Origin of the sequence: Virgibacillus sp. LDC-1 (assembly GCF_030137545.1) — a bacterium.
GTDB lineage: Bacteria > Bacillota > Bacilli > Bacillales > Amphibacillaceae > LDC-1.
The window spans coordinates 16,995-39,903 of sequence record NZ_JARUVL010000009.1 but is presented as its reverse complement, the minus strand read 5'-3'; the positions used below and the strand labels follow the sequence as shown (position 1 = coordinate 39,903).

19 protein-coding genes and 1 tRNA gene are annotated in these 22,909 nt (G+C 39.2%); 10 read left to right on the top strand and 10 right to left on the bottom strand.

The window, feature by feature from the left end:
- Positions 1–12 precede the first annotated feature (12 nt).
- On the top strand, positions 13–807 hold the full coding sequence (locus QBK89_RS09390; RefSeq protein WP_284140788.1) for a TIGR00266 family protein: 795 nt from the start codon (positions 13–15) through the stop codon (positions 805–807).
- A 367-nt stretch (positions 808–1,174) separates the two neighbouring features.
- On the opposite strand, the gene QBK89_RS09385 is transcribed toward QBK89_RS09390, so the two are convergent.
- Positions 1,175–2,041: a YitT family protein gene (locus QBK89_RS09385; protein WP_284140787.1), complete on the bottom strand. Its 867-nt coding sequence runs from the start codon at positions 2,039–2,041 to the stop codon at positions 1,175–1,177.
- A 458-nt stretch (positions 2,042–2,499) separates the two neighbouring features.
- Between QBK89_RS09385 and ltaS the strand changes: the two genes are divergently transcribed.
- From ltaS to QBK89_RS09370, 3 genes are all read left to right on the top strand, one after another.
- Positions 2,500–4,497, top strand: coding sequence for a lipoteichoic acid synthase (gene ltaS / locus QBK89_RS09380; protein ID WP_284140786.1), 1,998 nt, complete (start codon positions 2,500–2,502; stop codon positions 4,495–4,497).
- Positions 4,498–4,647: 150 nt separating this feature from the next.
- A complete protein-coding gene (locus QBK89_RS09375; RefSeq protein ID WP_284140785.1) occupies positions 4,648–4,821 on the top strand; it encodes a YfhD family protein in 174 nt (57 codons plus the stop codon).
- Between the two features lie 157 nt (positions 4,822–4,978).
- Entirely contained in the window at positions 4,979–5,431 is a 453-nt protein-coding gene (locus tag QBK89_RS09370; RefSeq protein WP_284140784.1) for a YueI family protein, read from the top strand.
- 70 nt (positions 5,432–5,501) lie between these two features.
- Here the strand turns inward: QBK89_RS09370 and pssA are convergent, their stop codons facing one another.
- Positions 5,502–6,035: a CDP-diacylglycerol--serine O-phosphatidyltransferase gene (gene pssA, locus QBK89_RS09365; protein ID WP_284140783.1), complete on the bottom strand. Its 534-nt coding sequence runs from the start codon at positions 6,033–6,035 to the stop codon at positions 5,502–5,504.
- A gap of 101 nt (positions 6,036–6,136) precedes the next feature.
- On the opposite strand from pssA, the gene QBK89_RS09360 reads away from it, so the two are divergent.
- A complete protein-coding gene (locus QBK89_RS09360) occupies positions 6,137–6,919 on the top strand; it encodes a phosphatidylserine decarboxylase (RefSeq protein ID WP_284140782.1) in 783 nt (260 codons plus the stop codon).
- A 23-nt stretch (positions 6,920–6,942) separates the two neighbouring features.
- On the opposite strand, the gene QBK89_RS09355 is transcribed toward QBK89_RS09360, so the two are convergent.
- Positions 6,943–7,557, bottom strand: a complete 615-nt coding sequence (locus tag QBK89_RS09355; RefSeq protein ID WP_284140781.1) for a DedA family protein — start codon at positions 7,555–7,557, stop codon at positions 6,943–6,945.
- Between the two features lie 220 nt (positions 7,558–7,777).
- Between QBK89_RS09355 and QBK89_RS09350 the strand changes: the two genes are divergently transcribed.
- Positions 7,778–8,029 (top strand): DNA alkylation repair protein, encoded by a 252-nt coding sequence (locus QBK89_RS09350; protein ID WP_284140780.1) that lies wholly within the window; start codon positions 7,778–7,780, stop codon positions 8,027–8,029.
- Positions 8,030–8,179: 150 nt separating this feature from the next.
- Positions 8,180–10,162 carry an acetoacetate--CoA ligase gene (locus QBK89_RS09345; RefSeq protein WP_284140779.1) on the top strand — a complete coding sequence of 661 codons (1,983 nt, stop codon included), beginning with the start codon at positions 8,180–8,182 and terminating at the stop codon, positions 10,160–10,162.
- Between the two features lie 71 nt (positions 10,163–10,233).
- Here the strand turns inward: QBK89_RS09345 and QBK89_RS09340 are convergent, their stop codons facing one another.
- The 7 genes from QBK89_RS09340 to QBK89_RS09310 all read right to left on the bottom strand — a co-directional run bounded on the left by QBK89_RS09340 (position 10,234) and on the right by QBK89_RS09310 (position 20,509).
- Complete coding sequence (locus QBK89_RS09340) at positions 10,234–11,325, bottom strand: DUF4097 family beta strand repeat-containing protein (protein ID WP_284140778.1); 1,092 nt, start codon at positions 11,323–11,325, stop codon at positions 10,234–10,236.
- A gap of 104 nt (positions 11,326–11,429) precedes the next feature.
- The gene (locus QBK89_RS09335) at positions 11,430–11,858 is read right to left on the bottom strand and encodes a thiol-disulfide oxidoreductase DCC family protein (protein WP_284140777.1); all 429 of its coding nucleotides are present in this window, start codon (positions 11,856–11,858) and stop codon (positions 11,430–11,432) included.
- Between the two features lie 27 nt (positions 11,859–11,885).
- On the bottom strand, positions 11,886–13,325 hold the full coding sequence (panF, locus tag QBK89_RS09330; protein WP_284140776.1) for a sodium/pantothenate symporter: 1,440 nt from the start codon (positions 13,323–13,325) through the stop codon (positions 11,886–11,888).
- Positions 13,322–13,594, bottom strand: coding sequence for a YhdT family protein (locus QBK89_RS09325; protein ID WP_330949343.1), 273 nt, complete (start codon positions 13,592–13,594; stop codon positions 13,322–13,324). Before QBK89_RS09325 ends, panF begins: the two co-directional genes overlap by 4 nt.
- Before the next feature lie 323 nt (positions 13,595–13,917).
- Entirely contained in the window at positions 13,918–15,411 is a 1,494-nt protein-coding gene (locus QBK89_RS09320) for a peptide MFS transporter (RefSeq protein WP_284140775.1), read from the bottom strand.
- A gap of 316 nt (positions 15,412–15,727) precedes the next feature.
- A complete protein-coding gene (locus QBK89_RS09315) occupies positions 15,728–19,405 on the bottom strand; it encodes a 5'-nucleotidase C-terminal domain-containing protein (RefSeq protein ID WP_284140774.1) in 3,678 nt (1,225 codons plus the stop codon).
- A 216-nt stretch (positions 19,406–19,621) separates the two neighbouring features.
- A complete protein-coding gene (locus QBK89_RS09310) occupies positions 19,622–20,509 on the bottom strand; it encodes a LysR family transcriptional regulator (protein WP_284140773.1) in 888 nt (295 codons plus the stop codon).
- 119 nt (positions 20,510–20,628) lie between these two features.
- Between QBK89_RS09310 and QBK89_RS09305 the strand changes: the two genes are divergently transcribed.
- The 3 genes from QBK89_RS09305 to QBK89_RS09295 all read left to right on the top strand — a co-directional run bounded on the left by QBK89_RS09305 (position 20,629) and on the right by QBK89_RS09295 (position 22,860).
- Positions 20,629–21,663 carry a YeiH family protein gene (locus QBK89_RS09305; protein ID WP_284140772.1) on the top strand — a complete coding sequence of 345 codons (1,035 nt, stop codon included), beginning with the start codon at positions 20,629–20,631 and terminating at the stop codon, positions 21,661–21,663.
- A gap of 282 nt (positions 21,664–21,945) precedes the next feature.
- A tRNA-Ala gene (locus tag QBK89_RS09300) sits at positions 21,946–22,018 on the top strand.
- Between the two features lie 152 nt (positions 22,019–22,170).
- Positions 22,171–22,860, top strand: a complete 690-nt coding sequence (locus tag QBK89_RS09295; RefSeq protein ID WP_284140771.1) for a phosphatase PAP2 family protein — start codon at positions 22,171–22,173, stop codon at positions 22,858–22,860.
- Positions 22,861–22,909: the final 49 nt, after the last annotated feature.

Sequence of the window (22,909 nt, the reverse complement as noted above, 5' to 3'; positions counted from 1 at the left end):
GGAAGGATGTAAATGAATAATCATGAAATAGACTTTACATTACATGGAGATGACATGCAGTTTGTTGAAGTAGAGCTTGATCCTAGTGAAACAGTTATTGCTGAGGCAGGTAGCTTAATGATGATGGATGAACACATTCGAATGGAAACGCTTTTTGGAGATGGTTCTTCCAATCAGGGAGGTTTAATGGGAAAGCTGCTCGGTGCTGGGAAAAGGGTGCTAACAGGGGAGAGTCTTTTTATGACCGCCTTTACAAATGAAGGCACAGGGAAGAAACATGTTTCCTTTGCATCTCCATACCCTGGTAAAATTATTCCGATGGATTTAAGTGAAATTGATGGAAAGCTAATTTGTCAAAAGGATGCTTTTCTTGCCGCCGCGAAGGGGGTTTCGGTTGGAATTGAGTTTCAACGAAAAATAGGAACAGGCTTCTTCGGCGGCGAGGGCTTCATCATGCAGAAATTAGAAGGAGATGGCATGGCATTTGTTCATGCTGGCGGAACGATTCACCGCAAAGACCTCCAAGTTGGTGAAACATTACGTGTAGATACTGGATGCCTTGTCGCAATGACTGGAAGCATTGATTATAATATCGAATACGTTGGCGGAGTTAAAACTGCACTCTTTGGTGGAGAAGGTTTATTTTTTGCCACTTTACGCGGACCAGGAACGGTCTGGATACAATCACTTCCGTTTAGCAGACTTGCGAGCAGAGTATTCGCTTCCGCACCAGAACGAGGCGGATCTAAAGGCGAAGGAAGCATTGCCGGCGGATTATTTGATTTACTTGGTGGAGACCGTAAATAAGAAATAAGAAATGACAAAACCGAAGTAATAAATTTAGATTCTTTTTGAATATATGAATTCACCGAGCAGTTGAAATGGGTGAGACTCCTTGAAAAAGAAGGTCGCTTTTTCTGCGTGCGATGTGTCGCTGTCGGAGCGTTCCTTGTCCCGCAGGAACCGCGACAGGGGAACGAGACTAAAACCACTACGCCCTGTTGCAACGTCTGCGCTAGTCTGTCCTGTACGTCGGAAAATCCACTCGGAAAAGCAGACTTTCTTATCCGAGTTAGTTGAGGCCGTGCCCAGGGAAAGCGAACCCATTTTCAAACTGCGATGGAGTTGTTCGGATTTTGATCTAAATGTCCTTGTTTTGTCTTCTCCTCAGCTATTACAGTTTTTGTCCGTAATATTTGTCGAGTGAGAATCCCCGTCCAAGAATCTCGGATGCATTAATAAAGACAACAAAGGCTGCAGGCTCTTCCTCCTGCAAAATCCGTTTTAAATAAACCGCTTCCTGTTGCTCAGCGACGCATAAAATCATCGTTTTCTCTGTATTCGAATAGCCGCCAATTGAGCGGACCTTCGTCATGCCACGATCAATGCCATCACGAATAATATGTTGAATCTTTTCTTCATCCTCCGTAATAATCATGATTAGCTTTGTAGAGGATGTTCGTAGCTGGACAATATCAATCGTCTTGCTTGTTACATAAATGGCCATCAACGCAAATAGCGTTAGCTCTAAGTTAAACACAATGAGTGAACCAACAACAACAACGCCATCAACAATTAACTGGGAGTAACCACTAGAAATACCGGTAAACTTTTTCACGATCTGCGCAATTGCAGCTGTTCCTCCAGTTGATCCGTTTCCTTTATATACAATGCCTAAACCGACACCTAATACAATGCCGCCGTACAATGCCCCTAGCAGTGGGTTTGTGATTACATATGGAATATCTGCACTAAGCCAAATAATAAATGGAACCCAAAACGTTCCAAGAAGTGTCTTTCCACTAAAGTCCTTTCCCATTGCGAGCCAGCCGATAATAAATATAGGAATATTCATTAAAAATTGAACGTAAGCAGGGCTCCATCCAGCTAACTCATAAATAATTGTACTAATTCCGGACAAACCTCCTGCTGCAAGCTTTGCTGGTAATAAAAAAACATTATAGGAAAGCCCAACTAGCGTAGCTCCTATAATTATATAGCTATATTCTTTAAAACTTTGTTTAGCTGTGAGGTTCTTCATGTCGTTTCTTCCTTTCTAGTGCGAATATCCTTGGTGGAATGTTGTGTGATTTTTTATATGGTCACCTGAAAATAAAAAGTGGTTTTAAAATCGTTTAATTTGGATATATATAGTTGTATATGTGTTAAATCTATCGAGTTTTTTCAAACAATTAATATTTTAACATAGAAACATAGCGAACCAAATATCCAAATCAATTACACGGAGGCTTTAATCGCATCCAGATTAAAAGTTATGCTCACGAGTCTTTTCCATGCTGCGTGACACACATCCCTAGTGTAGAGTTGTTAAACGTGAAGGCGACATTTCATTACCGTTTTATATCCTACACTTCCACCCATTCCCACTAGAAAAAATTACCAACATACTTGCAACTAAAAAGCAAATAGGTTAAAATAATGACTTGATGATTTGATAAAGTTTTACGAAATGTATTTAAATAGAGGTGAAAATTCACAATGAAGAAACTATTCTCTTCCAGGATGAACTTCTTTTTTGTAGCTGTGGTATTACTTTGGTTAAAAACGTATCTTATATATGTCAACGAATTTAATTTAGATATTAAAAATGGTGTTCAAGAATTCCTATTATTCTTTAACCCTCTTAGCTCTGCCCTAATCTTTCTAGGTCTTGCTTTATTTGCGAGAGGAAAAAGAGCGGGAATTTGGATCATTATCATTGACACGTTGATGAGTGTATTCCTATATGCCAATGTTGTATTTTATCGTTTTAATTCAGACTATATAACACTACCAACGCTTACACAAACTAGTAATTTTGGAAGCCTAGGCGGAAGTATTGCTAGCTTAGTAGAGTGGCATGATTTATTTTATGCACTAGACATTTTAATTCTAATTGGCTTATTTATTTGGAGCCGACGCAGCTGGTCAACAAGCAGAATGCAATTTAAAAAGCCGTTACTTGTTTTAATGGCTGGTGTCATTGCTTTTGCTGTTAATCTTGGTATGGCTGAGGCAGATCGTCCACAGCTACTAAAACGTACCTTCGATCGAAACTATATCGTTAAGTATTTAGGTGCGTATAACTTCGCAATCTATGATGCGATTCAAAACTTAAAATCCTCTTCCCAGCGTGTATTCGCGGATAGTAGTGATATTGAGGAAATTGAAAAGTATACAAAAGAAAAATATGCTGCACCAAATCCTGAATTATTTGGCGTAGCAGAAGGAAAAAACATTATTAAGATTCATTTAGAATCTTTTCAATCTTTTTTAATTGATTACAAGCTTCACGGTGAAGAAGTTACGCCGTTTATCAACTCCTTAGTTCATGAACAGGAGAAGAATTTTACGTACTTTGATAATTTCTTCCACCAAACAGAACAAGGAAAAACAGCAGATGCAGAATTTATGCTCGATAACTCCATTTACGGACTCCCACAAGGGGCTGCATTTGTAACAAAAGGAAGTAACACGTATCAAGCTTTACCAGCAATCATGAATCAAAAGCAAAATTACACATCAGCAGTATTTCATGGAGATCGCAAAACCTTTTGGAATCGCGATGAAGTATATAAAGAATTTGCAATCGACAAGTTCTATGATTCTAGCTATTATGATATGAGTGAAGGTCAAGTTATCAATTATGGACTAAAAGATAAGCCTTTCTTTAAAGAATCAATGCCATTACTCGAATCGTTAGATCAACCATTCTATGCCCATATGATGACATTAACGCACCATCACCCATATTTAATTGATGAAGAGGATGCAACCATTGCTCCTGCTGAAACAGGAGATAAATCGGTAGACCGCTATTTTCAAACAGCAAGATATTTAGACGAATCGTTAGAACAATTTTTTAATGACTTGAAAGCATCTGGTTTATACGATGACTCTGTTATTATGATTTACGGAGACCATTACGGTATATCTGATAACCACAACCGTGCAATGGCAGAATTACTTGGTGAAGAAATTACACCATATAAACATGCGCAATTACAACGTGTGCCGTTTATGATTAAAATACCTGGTGTTGAAGGTAAAGGAACAGTTCATGAATTTACTGGTCAAATTGATGTCATGCCAACCCTGCTTCATTTACTTGGCATCGATGCAAAAGACTATATTCAGTTTGGAACCGATATGTTCTCAAAAGATCATAAAGAATATGTAGCTTTCCGTAAAGGTGACTTCATTACTCCAGACTACAGTGTTATTTCTGGCGTGTTTTATGACAATACTGGTGAAGAAATCGAGCCTACTGCTGAAATGGAAGACTTGCGGAAAAAGGTACAGCATGAATTATCACTTTCAGATAAGCTGCTTTATGGAGACCTTCTACGTTTCTATACACCATCAGAGGATTGGAAGCCAGTTGATGCTTCTATTTACAAATACGGTAAAGAAGCAGACGAAGATTTTAAAGAAGATGAATCAACAACTAATGTGGATGACACACTTCAAGAAGAAAATGGAGAACAAACCGAATAACGATTTTAATTGCTTCAACAAGCATAATTTAACCCGTCAGGCAAAAATGATACAATGCCGACGGGTTTTTCTTTGGTGAAAATCCTTTGTACATGATAATAAAATGATTCGCACATACTAACATGAAAATATAGGAAACGAGGTGATGAGATGGGTAGAGATGAGCATCGAACAAGTCGCGGCAAACGGACGCTAGCGCAAACACCTAAATCACAGTTATCCGATGGTGTTGATATCGAGTTTTCTGAAGAGCTTGCTGACGATGATGATAAAGCTGCTCAGATTAGAAGCAGACAAGCAGATAATCGAGCGAGCAACAAATAACTAATCGTGCGCCAACAGGATTTGTTTTTCGAATCATTTGTTGGCCTCTTTTCTCACCTCTTTCCTATTCATTTTCCATTACCAAGGTATAATCAATTGCATCGCTTTCATTCTCTTCGTACAATAAAGAGAGACAGCATGAAAGGAAGGATAGTACATGACAAAGAAAAACATGGATGATTATCTCATGGATGGGATATATGGCAAGCGGCTTCCAAAGCAAGCTGAACGCGATTATTTTCTTGGTACGTTAAGAGAACGCATTGTCCTTGCACTTACGATCGGCCAGGTGATGTCAGATAAAGGCTTAGCAGCACTAGAAGAAACCATGCAAAATCACCCGAAGGCAACATTAGTTTTTAATGGAGACGTTGCTTATAAATATTTAAAAGAAGAGAAGGATTTAGCAGACGCATATCATATCCCCTATACAATTATTTCAAATGAAGAGATCGAAACGGACATCGGTGCTGTGCTTGCTTATGATTATGCAATTGATAAAGAAACCATCTTTCTAGAGGAACAGGAAGCCGAAGAGGAAACAACGGAGAATACGAATACCAATCACGATCAATCTTTTTTCTCAAAGGTTAAAAAATGGTTCTCATAATCGTAATCGAAAACAAAAAGGCTGTCCGAGCGGATCTTTATTCCAACTAGGACAACCTTTTATCACATATTTACATTTTAGGGATTCGAACATTACTTACCATCAGCACAGTTAAAATTGATGTGAGAACAACAAAAAATGAAACTGGTAACGACGATGCAAATAATGAGAAAAACGTAAGTATAATTCCAGCAGCTGTTATTGGAATTCCATAAAAGGCACCATCAAATTCTTTTACATTAAAACGAGCCAAACGTACGGCACCACATAAAATATAAAGTGTTACAATGGTAAGACCAACAGCCGGCATTTTATAAAGACTTGCTTGAAAAATCAATAATCCAGGAGCAACCCCAAAAGAAACAAGATCACATAAAGAATCAAGTTCCTTTCCAAAAGCAGATTCGATGTGAAATTTTCTAGCAACCATGCCATCAAATCGGTCAAAAAATGCAGCTAAAAAAATAAATAGTAGACTCATATGTGCATAACCTTTTAAAATAAGTAAGATAGCAATAATACCAAAGCTTAAATTCATTAATGTAATTGCGTTTGCTAAATGTGCTTTTATTTTTGTATAATCCAAACGTCGAATTAGAAACATACACAGACCTCCTTAAATCGTTGTATTACGTTACTTGCATTTCATTACGACGAGCAGACAATACGCCTGATCGTCTAAAAAAAGAAAAGGATTTGAAACGAATGATTAGATTTGCACTAAAATATTTCGTTGAACTTACTGGTAATCCGGTTAGTTCTTCCATGTTAAAAAAATTCACGAGTTCCCGAGTAAGCAAACCGCTTATTCGTCCTTTCTCAAAATCGTTTCAAATAAACGAGAAGGAAATGGATCGACCACTTCATCAATATGATAGCTTACAAGATTTTTTTACTCGCAAGCTAAAAGATGGCATACGCCCCATAAATCCTGAACCAAGTACACTTGTTTCGCCAGTCGACGGTGTGTTAAGTTGTGCAGGAAAGATAGTAGATAATCAGACATTCTACATAAAAGATCATTTATACAGCTTACCAGAAATCTTAGGAAGTGAAAAGAAGGCAGCTACTTATAAAAATGGATATTATTATGTCTTATACTTGTCACCACGACATTATCACCGGATTCATTATCCAATAACAGGCACATTAGCCTCTCGATATGCTTTAGGTGAAAAATCCTTCCCCGTAAACAATTTTGGAATGACTTATGGTGACAAACCCTTTTCAACAAACTATCGATTAATTTCTGAGCTTTCTACGCGATACGGTAATGTTGCCGTTGTTAAGGTTGGGGCATTGAATATCAATAGCATACAGCTACTTCATGCTGAAAATGATTGTAACAAGGGAGAAGAACTAGGTTACTTTACCTTTGGATCTACTGTTCTTCTATTTATAGAAGAACATGCATCCTTCACACCTTGCATCCATGAAAACAAAGAAGTTCAAGTTGGTCAAACCATTGGAAAATGGGAAGATAGATAGAAAGCTTCCCCCTCCCCCTTCACTTAAAATTGTGAAGGGGGATTTTTTCCACCAAAGGTACGATAAATATAGAAGCCTGAAAAAATGAAGAGCGATATCATAAGGAAGAATATAAATCCCCACATATATTTATGCATAAAGGATGTTATGATATCCCAATTTGCTCCCAATCCGTTTCCCAATGCTAAAAACAACATCACCCACAAAAAAGCTCCCATATAGCCAAATAAAGCAAAGCGTTTAAAGGAATAACGAGAGATTCCTCCAATATATGCTGCCACATGACGTATTCCAGGGATAAAGTAACTTCCAATTAATACAATAGGACCATACCGATGGAAAAGCCGATTTACACGCTGTATTGTTTTTTCGGATAAAAAGAAACGGGAGCCATACTTTTTGATAAACGGCTCTCCTAACTTCATACCTAACAAGTAGCTAACTGATATGCCACAAATCGATCCAAGTAAAGCCACAATAAATGTTAGAGAAAAATTCATAGTTCCAATGGATGTTACATAGCCAAGGTACGCTAATAACACTTCATCTGGCACTGGGAGTCCTACAATTCCTAATGTTAATAAAGAAAAAATACCAATATACCCATATTGTCCAATCAACTCATACCAAACACTCATCTTAAACCCTGCTCTCAAACATTATAAAAAAATGACTGCTTTCACTATTATACTATAATATAGCAAATGGTGACCGGATATGTCGAAATCTTTTAGAACAGGCTCATTTTTAAGCGATTGGGTAAAACATAGTTCAAGGTCCATAAGCGGCGTATTAACAGCCGTTACATGCGGGATAAAAAACACGTTCAAAAGCAATACTATACATGGAGGTGTTACAATGGTTCATCGCTATCTTTGTCCAAGCTGTCAGACGAATCGCTCACGCTTTAACGTTATTACACAGCAAGTAAAGCCGGTGAAGCTCGATCCAAAAACGGGAGAAATCCTACATGACTATACGTCTGAAGAGCCAGAAGCGTTTCATTTAACCTATAATGGTCCCAAATATCGCGTGCAATGTGCCGTTTGTGGGCTTATTGAGGATGAAAAAACGTTTATCAAGTTCGGAGAATCGCACCCCTATCCTTAGGCGGTGCGATTTTCGCTTCTTATATCGAAAATCGCTTTCTATGTAAACAAGAAACAAGTACGATTCCTAAATCATGTTGTCCATCATTTACATTTAGTAAGCGTTTCCAATATAATAGTAATAATCATCAAAATATTCAGGAGGGATTACATGAAGCAAATAAGAGAAGGCACCTTGCTTTGGAAGCCTAATGAAAAAAGAAAAGCACAATCGAATATTCAAGCATACATAACATGGCTTCACACGCATAAAGGATTAAGCTTTCCTGACTACCATTCTCTTTGGGAATGGTCTGTAAATGAGGTAGAGCTGTTTTGGGAATCCATCTGGGAATATTTTTCTATTCAATCGAAAAAGCCATATCAATCCGTTTTAAGTAGTCATAGCATGCCAGGTGCAAGCTGGTTTCCTGAAGCAACGGTTAACTATACAGAACATATTTTTCGTAATCGCGATTGGAACAAAACAGCAATCCTTCATTCCTCTGAGCTCCGTGAAAATAGAAAGATTACTTGGGGAAAGCTACACCAGGATACTATATCCCTCCAACATACACTTCTAGAGCTTGGTGTGGAAAAAGGAGATCGTGTTGTCGCTTATATTCCCAATATTTATGAAGCAGTTGTGGCTTTTTTAGCAACTGCCAGTCTCGGAGCTATTTGGTCTAGTGCCTCGCCAGATTTTGGTACGCAAAGTGTCATTGATCGCTTTCAGCAAATTGAACCTAAAATTTTTATTACGGTGGATGGGTATATGTATGGCGGAAAAGCCTTTCCCCGTCTTTCCACAGCAAAAACGATCCAAGAGTCACTTCCTAGTTTAAAAACGACCATCACAATTCCATATTTAAATCAAGAAGCTGACTTTAGCGCTCTAACACAATCCATTACTTGGCAGGACGCATTGCAGCAACAGTCTGAAAAAAGGACATTATCCTATGTACATGTTGCTTTTAATGATCCGCTATGGATATTGTTTTCTTCTGGTACTACCGGAAAGCCAAAGGCGATTGTGCAAAGCCAAGGTGGCATTTTGCTTGAGCATTTAAAGGCATTGACATTCCATCTAGACCTTCATGAAGATGACCGATTTTTTTGGTTTACAACGACAGGATGGATGATGTGGAATTTTCTAGTCGGTGGCCTACTAACCGGGAGTACAATCGTTTTATATGATGGAAATCCAGCTTACCCAAGCCAAACTACGCTTTGGCAGCTAGCAGAAGAAACGAAGCTGACCGTATTCGGTACGAGTGCAAGCTATATTACCGCTTGCATGAAGGGAAACATCGATCCAAAAAGCACATTCGATTTAAGCAGCTTAAAATGTATCGGTTCTACAGGTTCACCACTGCCTCCAGAAGGCTTTCAATGGTGCTATGATCACGTAAAGGAGGACCTTTGGATTGCTTCTGCTAGCGGTGGGACAGATGTTTGCACTGCCTTTATACTTGGAATACCTACCTTACCAGTATATGCTGGCGAGCTTCAATGTAGAGGACTGGGGGCAAGAATTGAAAGCTATACTGATAATGGCGAACCTAAAATCGATCATGTTGGTGAGCTAGTTCTAACTGCGCCTTTTCCATCCATGCCAATCTATTTTTGGAATGACCCTGAAGGTACACGTTTACAAGAAAGCTATTTTGATATGTTTCCAGGAATATGGCGTCATGGGGATTACTTAAAAATTACCGAACGCGGTACATGCATTATATACGGACGTTCTGATGCAACAATCAATCGTGGTGGCATACGAATCGGAACGAGTGAAATTTACCGGGCAGTTGATCATATTAAAGAAATAGAGGATAGCTTAATTGTCGATATACCTAAGGAGGATGGGGATTCATTTGTTCCGTTATTTGTACAGCTTAAGTATGGTAACAGTCTGACTGAACAAATAGAAAAAGAAATAAAGGAGCAAATTCGTAAGCATTGCTCACCGCGCCATGTTCCTACTGCTATTTATCACGTTCCCGCCTTACCAAAAACATTAAACGGCAAGAAGCTTGAAGTGCCAATTAAAAAAATTCTTATGGGACATGACATTAATAAAGTGGTTAACAAAGACTCCATCAATGACCCGACACTATTAAACTACTTTATTGATTTTGCAAAAACCTCTTTATAATAGGAAACGAACCATCAGGAGGGCTATCTTTCATCCTACTGATGGTTCTCTATTTCATCCTCCACTCAGGCTCATACGAGAGGTTCCTTTTGGTTGCTTGCGGAATAAAAGGTACGAATATCTCCTGAGCTACTGGCTAAGCGAATCGCATTGGTGCCATTTCCAATCACGCCAGACCTTTGCTTTGTTAATTGCTTTTGTTCATCAATTTGGAGCGGAAGGGTCGTATTTATTTTTCCACTGCTCGTCCCAATCGTTACATGTGCATCAACCTCGGCAAATTCAAAACGTACCGTAATGTCCCCACTACTAGTTTCTAAATCGAGCGCGCCATTTTCAGAGAGGATGAAACGAATATCCCCAGAACTCGAATGCCCCATCGCCTTCCCTGTGAAGCTCTGAAACACCATATCTCCCGATGAAGCGATCGTCATTAGCTTAGTCGCGAACATGTCTTTTGCCTCTATATCGCCAGAAGCCGTTTGGGAAAATGCCTGTTGAACAGAAACGTTCACCATATCTATATCACCTGAAGCGGATTGTAGGTCAATACGATCTCCTTCCATGTCTACCACATCAATATCCCCTGCGTTTGTTTTTACCCATGTATTTCCAGTAATCTTATTTAAACGAACATCCCCTGATGACGTTTCAATTCGCAGCTCTTCCATAGCTAGATCCAATCCCTTTATTTCTCCTGTAGTTGTTTTTACCCGGACATTCTGAAAATCTGCTTTCCTGAAAAAAATATCACCTGATTGTACAGCTAAATTTATATTTTCACCTGAAAGCTCTTCTATCGTCATATTTCCAGAGCTTGTTTGAACGTCCCATGATAGGTCACTATTCTTCGGAACAGTAACCTGTAACCGTGCAGTTGTAAGCGTGTTGGAAAACAGCATCGTTTCTTCTGAATGCGCAGTAATATGACCGACAGCTCCATCCCGTCTTACAAAAAGCATTGGCCCCCCATCATAGGTGTGCAATCGAATCACAATGTTTGGCGCATCATGGACAGTAACTTCCACATTAGCATGCTTCGTTATTATGTTAACACTTGCTAAATCAGTAGCATCAATATTCCCTGTTTGTGTAAATGTAGATTTGTTATGAAGACCAACAATCCCGAGCAATTTAGATCCCCTTCTTCGCTTCTTCTGCATCAGCGTCCCTCCACTTCCTATGCTTGTACATTTATTTTACCATGGATTCCGCTAATAAAAAGCCGCCTCAGACGGAGGAGATGTCCGTCTTTAGGCGGATATTTTCATTGCTGTTTTATATTAGCGGGTATATCTTCTTCATCCGATAAAAATCGTTGTTGCATCTCCTTGGAAGGAAGCCTACACGCCTTCTTTTTTCCAAACCAGCGATATCTTCTTTTGGCAAACTGATCATAAAGAAAATCTCTTATCGGCACTGGAATAACGAGGAATAGAATACCGAGTTTCCATATCCCTTTTAACTTTCCACTTACACGCAATGCTGCCGTCGATTTTGTATAGTAGGTTGTTCCATCAATGAAAAGAAAGCTATCAATTGATTCAGGAATTTGCAATGCGATCTTAATCCTTTTCCCTACTTTACTTTGTAGTGAAGCAAACTTAAAATAACCCTTTGGATCGCGCTTTAAAATAAATTGAACACTTTTATCACAAAAATGGCAATCACCATCAAATAAAATGATTCGCTCCATCTATTTCCCCTCCAGCTCGAAACATCGTTACATTTGCTGCAACGTATTTCTACGTTGTGTTCCCAAACTGACGAGTACGTAAACAAAAAACGATACAATTACAGGCATGACAACCGCATGCATACCAAACGGTTTTGGTAAAAAGAGATCCCCAATAATATACAGCCCAATTCCTGCTACCATCGAAGCAAGTGCACCATATTTATTTCCCTTTTTCCAATACAATCCCATTACCACTGGCCAAATAAAGGCAGCTTCTAATCCACCAAATGCAAATAAATTTAACCAAATAATTAAATCTGGTGGATTTAACGCCATGACAAATACAAGTATCCCAAGCAAGGCCGTAATACCAAAGCTTATTTTTTTTACGCGTTCATTCGATTCGTTTGGTCGAATATAGTTTAAATAAATGTCCTTCACTACAGAAGAGCTTACGAGCAAGAGTAACGAATCGACGGTTGACATAATCGCTGCCATTGGAGCGGCTAATACAACACCTGCTAGCCATGGCGGCATTACCTCTAATGCAATTAACGGCATGACCTTATCAGGAACCTCAATTCCTGGTAATATCGGGCGAGCAAATACGCCAATGAGATGCATGTTTAACATAATGAAGCCAACAACAATCGTACCGATAATAATCGCCCGATGCATCGATTGAGCGCTTTTATAAGACATGGCCCGAACTGCGATTTGCGGAAGTGCGACTACTCCGACTCCGACTAAAATCCAAAAGGAGGACACATAAGCTGGAGTCAAGCTTCCTTCCGCACCGAATGGCGTTAACAAGTTCGGATTTTCCGCGTGTAAATCCGCCATAATTTGTGGCACACCACCACCAGCGATAATGACGGCGATTAATAAGATTAATGTTCCAACAAACATAATGACTCCTTGAATCGCATCAGTTAGCGCTACAGCTCGGAACCCACCAACCGTCACATAAAGAAGAACCGTAATCGCAAAAATAAACAGCGCATTTAAATAAGAAAGACCTGTTAGAGATTCAATTAATCTAGCTCCACCAATCCATTGAGCAGCCATAGCTGAAAATAAGAAAATAATAATACTAAATGCTGAAAGAAGTACTACCCACTTGGATTGGTACCGTTCCTTTAAAAAGTCTACTAGCGTAATTGCTTGGTAACGCCTCGTCACGATGGCAAATTTTTTCCCGAGTATCATTAATACGAAATACCCTGTCGCAACCTGTGTCATAGCTAGCAAGACCCAGCCAAGACCTTGTGTGTACGCAACACCAGGGCCACCAATAAAACTACTTGCGCTTCCATAAGTAGCTGTCATTGTCATTGCAAGAATAAAGCCTCCAAGACTTCTTCCTCCTAAAAAATAATCCTGTAAAAAGGAAGTCGAACCCTTCAAAGACTTTCCTGCCCATATCCCGACTAAGAAAATGAAAACGACAATCGCAACTAAAGGAAGCAATGCTTGCATATTCATTGTTCGCCAGCTCCTTCTTCATCAAAGGAAATATCTTTAAAAAATACTTTCACGACAATTGTAACGAGAACAATCATCACGATTAAACCAACTATACAGCTATAAAAAAACCATGCCGGCATTCCTAGTACATACGTATATTCTTCTGGAGATTTAGAGCCTAATCCATAAGCAAAGCCAAACCACCAGATAAAATTGAACAACACTAGCCCTACACCAATTAAGGCTTCTCGATTCGCTATCTTAAAACGCTCATCAACATCGTGCACCGTTATACCTCCTCGTATATTGTTTAGGCACTATTTCCGCCTATTGAACTAAATAAGTGTCCAAACTCCTTGGACGCTCCGTGATATTCCTAGATGGGCTTTACCCTTTAAAAATAGATTGCACAAACAATCGTACTAGTATCTTAGTAACAATATAACGTAAATCCTACGAGAAATGAACTGCAAAATACGGGCAACCCTTTGAAAATAAAGAAAACCTGCCTTCTCACATGGAAGACAGGCATATTTAATAGTGATACTTAAGCAGTGTGAATTTCCTCGTTTCCTGCAGTTATACGCTTTGCCGAAGCAAATGCGTTAGACTATTTCACACCACGCATAAACTTTTGAATAATCGGAGACATCGTAAATAGTAAAATACCAAGCAAAATCGATACTCCACCAATCACACCAAAATAAAGAATCTCTGTTTCTGGTGTATAAAGCTTTACAATTTGTGCATTAATCGCTTGTGCGGAAGCATTTGTTAAAAACCAAAGACTCATTGTTTGTGCTGAAAAAGCAGTTGGCGCAAGCTTCGTAGTCGCTGACAACCCTACCGGAGATAAACATAATTCTCCGAGTACGACTAGTAAAAAGCTTAATATGAGCCATATTGGGCTTACTAAAGTATCTGTTCCATTCATATATGCAGGTACGATCATAATAAGGAAGGATAGCCCTGCAAAAAACAACCCGAACGAAAATTTCTTGGAAGTCGATGGCTGACGATCTCCTAGCTTAATCCATAGCCCTGCAAACAATGGCGCTAACGCAATAATAAATAATGGATTTAAGGATTGGAACCATGCTGATTGTAGCTCTATCCCCATAAATTCAAGTTGCGTTCGTTTATCAGCATACTCAGCTAATATGATCGACCCTTGCTCTTGAATTGCCCAAAACATCATTGCTGCAATGAACAATGGAATATACGCAATCAGACGAGACTTTTCATCTTCATTCGTTTTTGGACTACGATACATAACGATAAAATAAATCGTCGGAATAACAATTCCAAGCATACTCACTAAGAAAGTAAAGCGATCAATCGTTAAAATACCTGTTGGAATAGTTATCGCACCTAAGATGAGAATGATCAATACCCCAATTCCAATTCGAGTGAAAATCCTTTTCTTCTCATTATCCTCTAACGGATTTGGTACATAAGATCCTGCTAAACCTAGGTATTTCTTACGTGTAGCTAGAAATACAATTAAACCAATGAGCATCCCAACTGCTGCTGTTCCGAATCCAAGATGGTAATTGTACTCTTGTCCAAGCGTACCAACAATAAACGGCGCAATAAACGCACCCATATTAATTCCCATATAGAAAATACTAAAGCCTGAATCACGGCGATTATCTTGTGGAGAATATAAATCACCAACAATATTAGAAACATTCGGCTTTAAAAGTCCTGTTCCAATGATAATGAAGAACATGGAGATAAATAAAGCGGTCACTCCTGCAGGCAATGCTAAAACAATGTGCCCAAGCATAATAAATAACCCGCCATAGAATACCGTCCGTTGTGTACCTAATATCCGATCGGCGATCCAACCGCCAATTATGCCAGACATGTAAACTAAGGAGCCATAAACCGCCATGATCGATTTAGCTGTACCATCTTCAATCCCTAATCCACCATTGGCCACTTCGTTGTACATATAAAATAAAAGTAGTGCTCGCATTCCGTAGTAAGAGAAACGTTCCCAAAATTCTGTGAAAAATAATGTAAATAGTCCTTTAGGCTGTCCAAAAAAACCTCTCTGGGGAACGCTTTGGACGATTTTTTCCTTATCAAGTGTTGTCATGTAGTCTTGCATCCTCTCTGTAATAACAGAATAGACTGATAATTATTTTCTGTAACAAAAGTATTTTAGTCAAAAATAGAATATTCGTCAATTAATAGAATCTTTTATTTATTAACCCTATTTCCTATAAACATTTATAAATTAAGACCTACAAGCTATACCCCAAAAAAATTTTTCAATAAATTACCAGTTTGACTGCGCACAAAACATTTAAACGTTAGCTTCCTACTATTTTTTACAAATGAATAGTAGAATAAAGCAGGAAACAAAAACTGCCCTATAGGTTTAACCCCGTAGGACAGTTTTTATGATTGGCTTATTTTTGCTGTAAATCTACTTTCAGCACACCTGATGGAACATCCTTCATATTAAATGTTTTCGATACTTGCCCATCCGTAACCTCTAGGATTACTTCTTTTTCTTTCAGAATCTGTACTTGCTTTTTGTTCAACAATAGCTTTCGTGGCTTCTTTTCATTATAAATATTAATTAGCACATGTGCTCCTTGTTCAAGTTGTTGCAAATCCTTCGTATGAACAGTCGCCGTACCATTATTTTTCTTTGGCTGTATTTCAACCTGTGTAGGCGCTTGCGCAATCGCGATTCTACCTTCCGAACCGTAGACGATTGGATTCACTTCCGAGCTTTGCAGTGACTTGACGAACGCAACAGTTGCGTCTAGATCTGAAGGTCCGATTACCGGATTTTTACCTAGCTCTTTAATCGCACGATATTTTGATCCATTAGACGTGCCCATATAATTGTTAACCGTTAACGTATACACTTGATTCATATCAATTGGACTACCATCTGGAAGTGTAATATCTACCACCTGACTCGTATTAGGGTCCCATGTATAATGAAATCCACTAATACTGAAATCTGGGCCATAGGTTGGCGATAGCTGTGCATTTACAATCGGATATAAATCCTTGCCTGTTATTTCAAACGTCATCAATGTGTTGCCAAACGGTTGGATGTTATATAAATCACCCCAGGTCACTTCTCCTGCTAATAGATCATCTCGAATACCTCCACCATTCATCATTGCAAAATCACTATTCATGGCAGCATTCATTCCATCAGCAATTAAGTTCCCTAAACCATGGTCTCCGTTATTCGAATAATCACCTGTGAGATCCTGGGCATTATAACCTATTACTTCATTTAAAATCGGTGCGATTCGGTTCGTGTACGTCGTTAAAATCTCCGATACCGTTTCATCTGGTGTAAAGTCTGCCTGCTTAACGTGTACAATTTCTGCTTCTTTCTTTACAATATCGCCAGTTGTACGATCAATTTCTAAATCCACGTCAGCGAAGGCTTTGCCATATTCATACGCCTGAACAATTAACTTATTATCAACCACACCATCTACTACCTGATGATTATGCCCCGCAAAAATAACATCTACGGCATCATCGATATTTCGTGCTAAATCAGCGGCTTCACCAGTTGCACTAGTACCGTCTTGTTCTGCTGGAATATGTGCCAACACAACAATTGCTTCGATTCCTTGCGAAGTAAGCTCACTAACAGCGTTGTTAACTGCTTCTGTCTCATCTGTAAAGCGAATATCCTCAATCCCCGCAGGCATGACCATATTTGCGGAATCCTGTGTGTTGACACCGATAAATCCAATTTCGACACCATCAACTTCCGCTATATGGTAAGGAGGTATAATGGTTTCTTCTGTATCCTTGTAAACACAATTTGCACATAGCAGTGGAAAATTCATGCCATCATAATCGGCTGTACCAAGTCCGTCTGGATGTTCACCACCGTTTACCATCCGTAATAATTCCGTTGTTCCCTCATCGAACTCATGATTCCCGACCGTACCTACATCAAATCCAATTTCCTCCATGATTTCTACGGTTGGTTCGTCCTGTAGTAGGCCAGATACAGGCGAGCTCCCTCCAATCATATCTCCAGCATGGACAAGTAATGTATTCGGGTTATCCTGTTCTCTTTCTTTTATCGCAGTAGCAACATAATCCATACGACCATACATATCTGAAGTACCGTCACCGTCTGGATCGAGTGCATATTCTTGATCAATTTTCCCATGTAAATCATTCATGCCTAAAAGCTGAACGTGTACATTTTGTGGATTTGGATTTCCTGTGCCAACAGGCGAATAGCCATAATCGATTGCTGTCTGTTCATCCCAGAAAAACACACGCTTATCTACTGGTACAAGCTCCCAATCATTTGGTTGAACATATTCTTTTGTATCTGAGTTTCCAACAAATTTTGAAAATCCTTTTTGATCATCATTTGCTCGAAATTCAAAAGGCAGCTCAAGCAATGGATTTTGTGGATTCCAAATACCACGTCCCGCATCCTTTGCTTCTTTTACTGCAGCCTGATAGGTCGGATATACCGCTTCATCAAACGGCGCAATAAAATAGGTTACAGCATAGCCTTGCCGCACCATTTCTACATTAATGTTCATGCCATCCTGCTTGCGAATTATTTCTGCCAGCAGTCTTCCATAATTATCAGTAGCCTCTTGCCCAACCTTCACAAGCACTTCATCACCCGGCTGTAAAAGTTGACCGATATATTGTGTAGCTAAATCGCCATGATATTTTTGATTTTGGTTGATTTCCTGTCTAGCCGGATCACTATTATGTGCCGTATACGTCTCTGGTGTATCCATGTTTAGAAAACGTACTTTTGTTGCTCCTAATACAGGGGTTTGCAGGTGAATCGTATCCCCATCAGTAACACTTTTTACAGTAGATTGATAGGTTCCTTCTGCAGAAGGGGGTGCCGGCTGCTCTGCCGCTAATTGAATATCAGCTTGTTCAGTAGGAATGAGCTGATAGCTATCATATTGACTAACAATTGCTGTTACATCATACCAATGATCTGATGCAACTTGTGTAATATCCAAGGCGTTCTCCATTACTCGTAATGTTGTGCCATGAAAGTCTTGGTCTATGAAAGAAACATTATATCCGCCACCAGCAGGAGAGGTAGGGATATTGTTAATAAATCCATTCACCGTAACAAGCTGTCCTTCATACGTCTCCGCAACCGCAGGATCTTGAAGCTGTGCTAAGGTGAGCGATTTCGGTGCTGGGAGTGGTAATCCAGAATCGATTACTTCTATTGTCGTAGGGACAACTTCCTTTAAGCCGCGATACGAATCTAGCACACCAGTAACTCTTACTTTATCTCCTTTTTGAACATTTGCTAGCTGTCCCTGATTATAGTTATATAGATTAATTCCACCTGTCGCATCTTGTATGTAAGTCGTGAATTGTGTGCCAGTACTGATTGCGACATTATCGACAAGAACAATCCCTTCTACGATCACCTCTGTCCCATCAGCTAACTGACGAGCATCAGCAATCGAATACTCCCCATTTCCTGGGTCAGGTGGTGTTCCTGGATCAACGCCATCCATGAGATGGCTTCCTAGATACGTAAAGGTATCATTCGCATACTCCGTCCATTCTGAAATTGTATAAATCGGATTCGGAGCAGTAACGGAAGCATTTCTTACTAACGTCACATCCTTGGCGAAATACGCGCTATCGCCAACCGTTCCAATGATGTCTACGACTTGATTATTTTTCTTTAATACGATTGTATCATTACCATTAAAATTAACGATGGAACCATTTTGCAAATCCGCATTGGCTAATACATCTGCTGAAGCTTGGTTATGTGCAATAACATAAACGTCACCATGATTCAAGCTTCCTGTTAATGCAAGTTGTTGGCTTGGTTGTGTTGCACCATTACTATAAAGCTCTAATTCATAATTCGTTAAATCTACTGGTTGTCCAGTTCCATTATAAAGCTCTATCGCTTTATTATAGGAACTACCTTCCACATACTCAGAAATAAACAGCTCACTTGCCACTGCTGTATTACTAGCAGCTGAGGTCTTCATTGCGAATACAGTGGAATAATTCATAAAAATCAGCGCTAAAATAAGAAATAGATGAAGTACCTTCCTTACATTTGCATGTCTCATTGGTTCCCTCCATTTTTAATGTTTTTGTCATATTTCATAATAGAATGACACATTATTGAAATATGACACACTTTTAATATGCCATACCCACAAAGAGGAAACAATTAAGTTTTTGTAAATTTCTAGTAATTTAGCACTGCTTTTGCTATTATCATGCAAAAATGATTCATTTTACCCACCAATCGATTTACCATTCCAGGATAAACAAATCTAAATTCAGATAGTTAATACATCATTTTTTCGAAGAAGATCCACAAACACTTCTAATGCCTTCGTCTGATATACCGCGTTCGTTATGATTGAAAATTGCCTCGTTAATGGGAGTCCTTCTATTTCTAGCACCTTTAAATCACCGTTTCGAAGCTCCTTTTGAATGGCCCACTTTGATAGCAAGCTAACCCCTAAGCCAGCCTCAACTGCTTCCTTAATTGGTTGGGTGCTACTAAAATGTATCCGCTTCGACGGGTTTATTTCTAATTGAGCAAACACCTTCTCACTCGCGTCTCTCGTACCCGATCCTTCCTCCCGCAAAATCCACCGCTCTTTTTCAAGTGCTTCTGATGTAACGATCTCCTTTTCCAATAATGGATGTTTTTGTGACGCAACAACCACCATGTAATCCTCTGCCAGCTTTTCTTCTATTAGTTCCTTATCTGTTAATTCTCCTTCCACGATGCCTACATCTAATTGGTGGCTTTCTACATGCTCAGCAATTGTTTTCGTGTTGGCGATTGTAACAGTCGGCTGAATGGCAGGATATTTCTTTTGCAAGACGGACAAAATATGTGGAAGCACATATTCTCCAAACGTATAGCTTGCACCAATCGTAATATCGCCTTGGGGTTTATTTGTTACATCCTCTACTAGGTGCTGCATTTTAGAATAGAGGCCGATTATTTCTTTGGCATGATGAAACACAATTTCTCCTGTTTTATTTAAGCGAACATACTTATTCGTCCGTTCGAGCAACCTGGCTCCCAGGCTTTCCTCTAATATACGTATGTATTGACTTACAGCAGGCTGGGTCATATGTAATTCCTTCGCTGCTTTGGAAAAGCTTTCATTTTGCACTACCGTGACAAATACTAGCAAGTGTTGATCCACGTTCTTTTCACTCCACATTTTTATGCCTATTATATCATTTTGCTTATCATATATATAACAATGATTTATTTTACTTATAGTTAAACAATAACTATGCTATATATCAGGAGGTGTTTTTCATGAGCACAACATCGGAAACAGAGCAAACACCGAAAAGAAATCCAAACACAATGTACAATTGGATAGCTGGCATCGGTTTTACTTTTTTTATTGCTTTTTTAGGCTATCTACTAGCAATGGTTCCAGGTTTTAATCATGTTGGACAATTAGCAAGTGCAATTATTATTGCCGTTGTTTATCGGCAGTTATTCGGATACCCAGAAGTATTACGAGCTGGGATTACATTTTCTTCAAAACGATTACTTCGTGTAGCAATCATCCTTTATGGCTTAAAGCTGAATATTGATATCGTATTAAGAGATGGGCTCGGTTTACTTGCTCGAGATGCGTTAATCATCCTATTTGCTATATCGTTGACCGTGTGGTTGGCCAAAGTGCTCAAAGCAGATAAAATGATATCTTTACTACTTGGGGTAGGAACAGGTGTATGTGGAGCTGCTGCTATTGCTGCTGTTGCACCAATCGTCAAATCCAAGGATGAAGATACTGCAATCGGTGTAGGAATTATTGCGTTAATGGGAACGGTTTTCTCTATCGTCTATACCGTACTCCGTCCAATCCTACCAATTGATGCATTGGATTATGGTATCTGGTCAGGTATGAGCCTACACGAGCTAGCACATGTAGCAATTGCAGCCGAACCTGCCGGCCAGGATGCGCTTGCGATCGCATTACTTGCAAAACTCGGACGTGTATTTTTACTTGTTCCACTCTGCTTTATATTGATCTTCCTTATGCGTCGCAAAAATGCTGCAAACGGGGAACAAAATACAAAGGTAGCCTTTCCATACTTTTTGCTTGGCTTTATCCTGTTAAGTATTTTAGGAAGCTATGTATTTGGGCATTCTATCCCCGTATCAGATAATGTCATGCAAGGAGTGTACACACTTACTTCATGGCTATTAACCGCTGCTATGGTTGGACTTGGTCTAAATGTCAGCTTTAAGGACTTACGCGCTCGAGCGCTCAAGCCTTTACTTGCAATGACCATTGCTTCCATCTGTTTATCAATCTTTGCTTACTTTATTATTTAGCTTTGTAAAAAGGACCTTTTCATACGGGAAAGCCTACTCCATCGGGTAGACTTACGAAATATGAAAGTGGTCCTTTGTTTTATTCTATGTGATGGTATAAAAGAGGCAAATAACAAAAGAAGAGGGAAACAAGCTTGTCGTTTGTTGTATAAGTAGGCAGTAGCCTTTGATAAAGCTATTGCATATAATGCGTTACGATGTACCATCGTTACACGCGGAACAGTACGAAAACAGCTTGATAAGAACGAACTTTCAGTATATAATAGATCACGGTCAGTATTCGGGGCATTAGCTCAGCTGGGAGAGCGCTTGCATGGCATGCAAGAGGTCAGCGGTTCGAGCCCGCTATGCTCCATAACGGAGAAACGCTTTAACCCTTCTTACAGAGTTAAAGCGTTTTTATTTTACTATCTATTTTTGGTTTCGTTTATTTTGGGTATAGCATAAATGGGGCAAACACTCGACCCATTTGCCGCGTAGAAAATTGAATCGCAGGGGGGAAAGCCAATGAGTGGCTGGAAACGAAAAGTACCACACCTACTTTCTTTATTGATCTTTCCAATTCTTGGACTTATCTATACCTATTTAAATACACAACCAAGTAAAGCAATCGAAATTCCACTAAAGGTGGATAGCTATATCCCCTTTATACCGATTTTTGTTATTCCTTATATTATCTGGTACGCCTTTATTTTTGGTTATATGATTTACTTTTGCTTTAAGGATCTAAAGGTTTATTATCATGCATTAATCACGATCGTTATTGGGGAAGTAATTTGTTTTTTATTTTATATTTTCTTTCAAACAACGGTACCAAGACCTGTGCTAGCGGGCAATGACTGGATTACAAGCATGGTGCAATTTATTTATCAAAACGATGAGCCCTACAATTGTTTCCCAAGCATTCATGTATTAACAACGTATGTCATCATGCTCGCCTTTATTCAAATAAAAAAGAAGCATCTGTTCAATACATTGTTCGTACACATGATGGGAATTTTAATCATTTTGTCTACACTATTTATTAAACAGCATGTTGTGCTCGACGTCATTGCTTCTATCATTATTGCTTCCGTCATCCATAGCTTCGTCGTGGAACTGGCAACAAGAAGCCAGAAGAATAGCATTCGCAAGCTTGCTCGGAGCAAACGTACATCGTTCTCGAGTAAGCAAATCATTAGTCAAAAAAATGATTAATTCGGCACAAATAACGCTACCATTTCCCGGAATGGTAGCTAGTATTCAA

Coding starts and splice junctions, on each gene's coding strand:
- QBK89_RS09320 (WP_284140775.1), bottom strand. CDS start 15,411: ATGACAACACTTGATAAGGAAAAAATCGTCCAAAGCGTTCCCCAGAGA.
- QBK89_RS09350 (WP_284140780.1), top strand. CDS start 7,778: ATGGTTCATCGCTATCTTTGTCCAAGCTGTCAGACGAATCGCTCACGC.
- QBK89_RS09375 (WP_284140785.1), top strand. CDS start 4,648: ATGGGTAGAGATGAGCATCGAACAAGTCGCGGCAAACGGACGCTAGCG.
- QBK89_RS09340 (WP_284140778.1), bottom strand. CDS start 11,325: ATGCAGAAGAAGCGAAGAAGGGGATCTAAATTGCTCGGGATTGTTGGT.
- QBK89_RS09295 (WP_284140771.1), top strand. CDS start 22,171: ATGAGTGGCTGGAAACGAAAAGTACCACACCTACTTTCTTTATTGATC.
- QBK89_RS09315 (WP_284140774.1), bottom strand. CDS start 19,405: ATGAGACATGCAAATGTAAGGAAGGTACTTCATCTATTTCTTATTTTA.
- QBK89_RS09335 (WP_284140777.1), bottom strand. CDS start 11,858: ATGGAGCGAATCATTTTATTTGATGGTGATTGCCATTTTTGTGATAAA.
- pssA (WP_284140783.1), bottom strand. CDS start 6,035: ATGTTTCTAATTCGACGTTTGGATTATACAAAAATAAAAGCACATTTA.
- ltaS (WP_284140786.1), top strand. CDS start 2,500: ATGAAGAAACTATTCTCTTCCAGGATGAACTTCTTTTTTGTAGCTGTG.
- QBK89_RS09385 (WP_284140787.1), bottom strand. CDS start 2,041: ATGAAGAACCTCACAGCTAAACAAAGTTTTAAAGAATATAGCTATATA.
- panF (WP_284140776.1), bottom strand. CDS start 13,325: ATGAATATGCAAGCATTGCTTCCTTTAGTTGCGATTGTCGTTTTCATT.
- QBK89_RS09370 (WP_284140784.1), top strand. CDS start 4,979: ATGACAAAGAAAAACATGGATGATTATCTCATGGATGGGATATATGGC.
- QBK89_RS09355 (WP_284140781.1), bottom strand. CDS start 7,557: ATGAGTGTTTGGTATGAGTTGATTGGACAATATGGGTATATTGGTATT.
- QBK89_RS09345 (WP_284140779.1), top strand. CDS start 8,180: ATGAAGCAAATAAGAGAAGGCACCTTGCTTTGGAAGCCTAATGAAAAA.
- QBK89_RS09390 (WP_284140788.1), top strand. CDS start 13: ATGAATAATCATGAAATAGACTTTACATTACATGGAGATGACATGCAG.
- QBK89_RS09305 (WP_284140772.1), top strand. CDS start 20,629: ATGAGCACAACATCGGAAACAGAGCAAACACCGAAAAGAAATCCAAAC.
- QBK89_RS09360 (WP_284140782.1), top strand. CDS start 6,137: ATGATTAGATTTGCACTAAAATATTTCGTTGAACTTACTGGTAATCCG.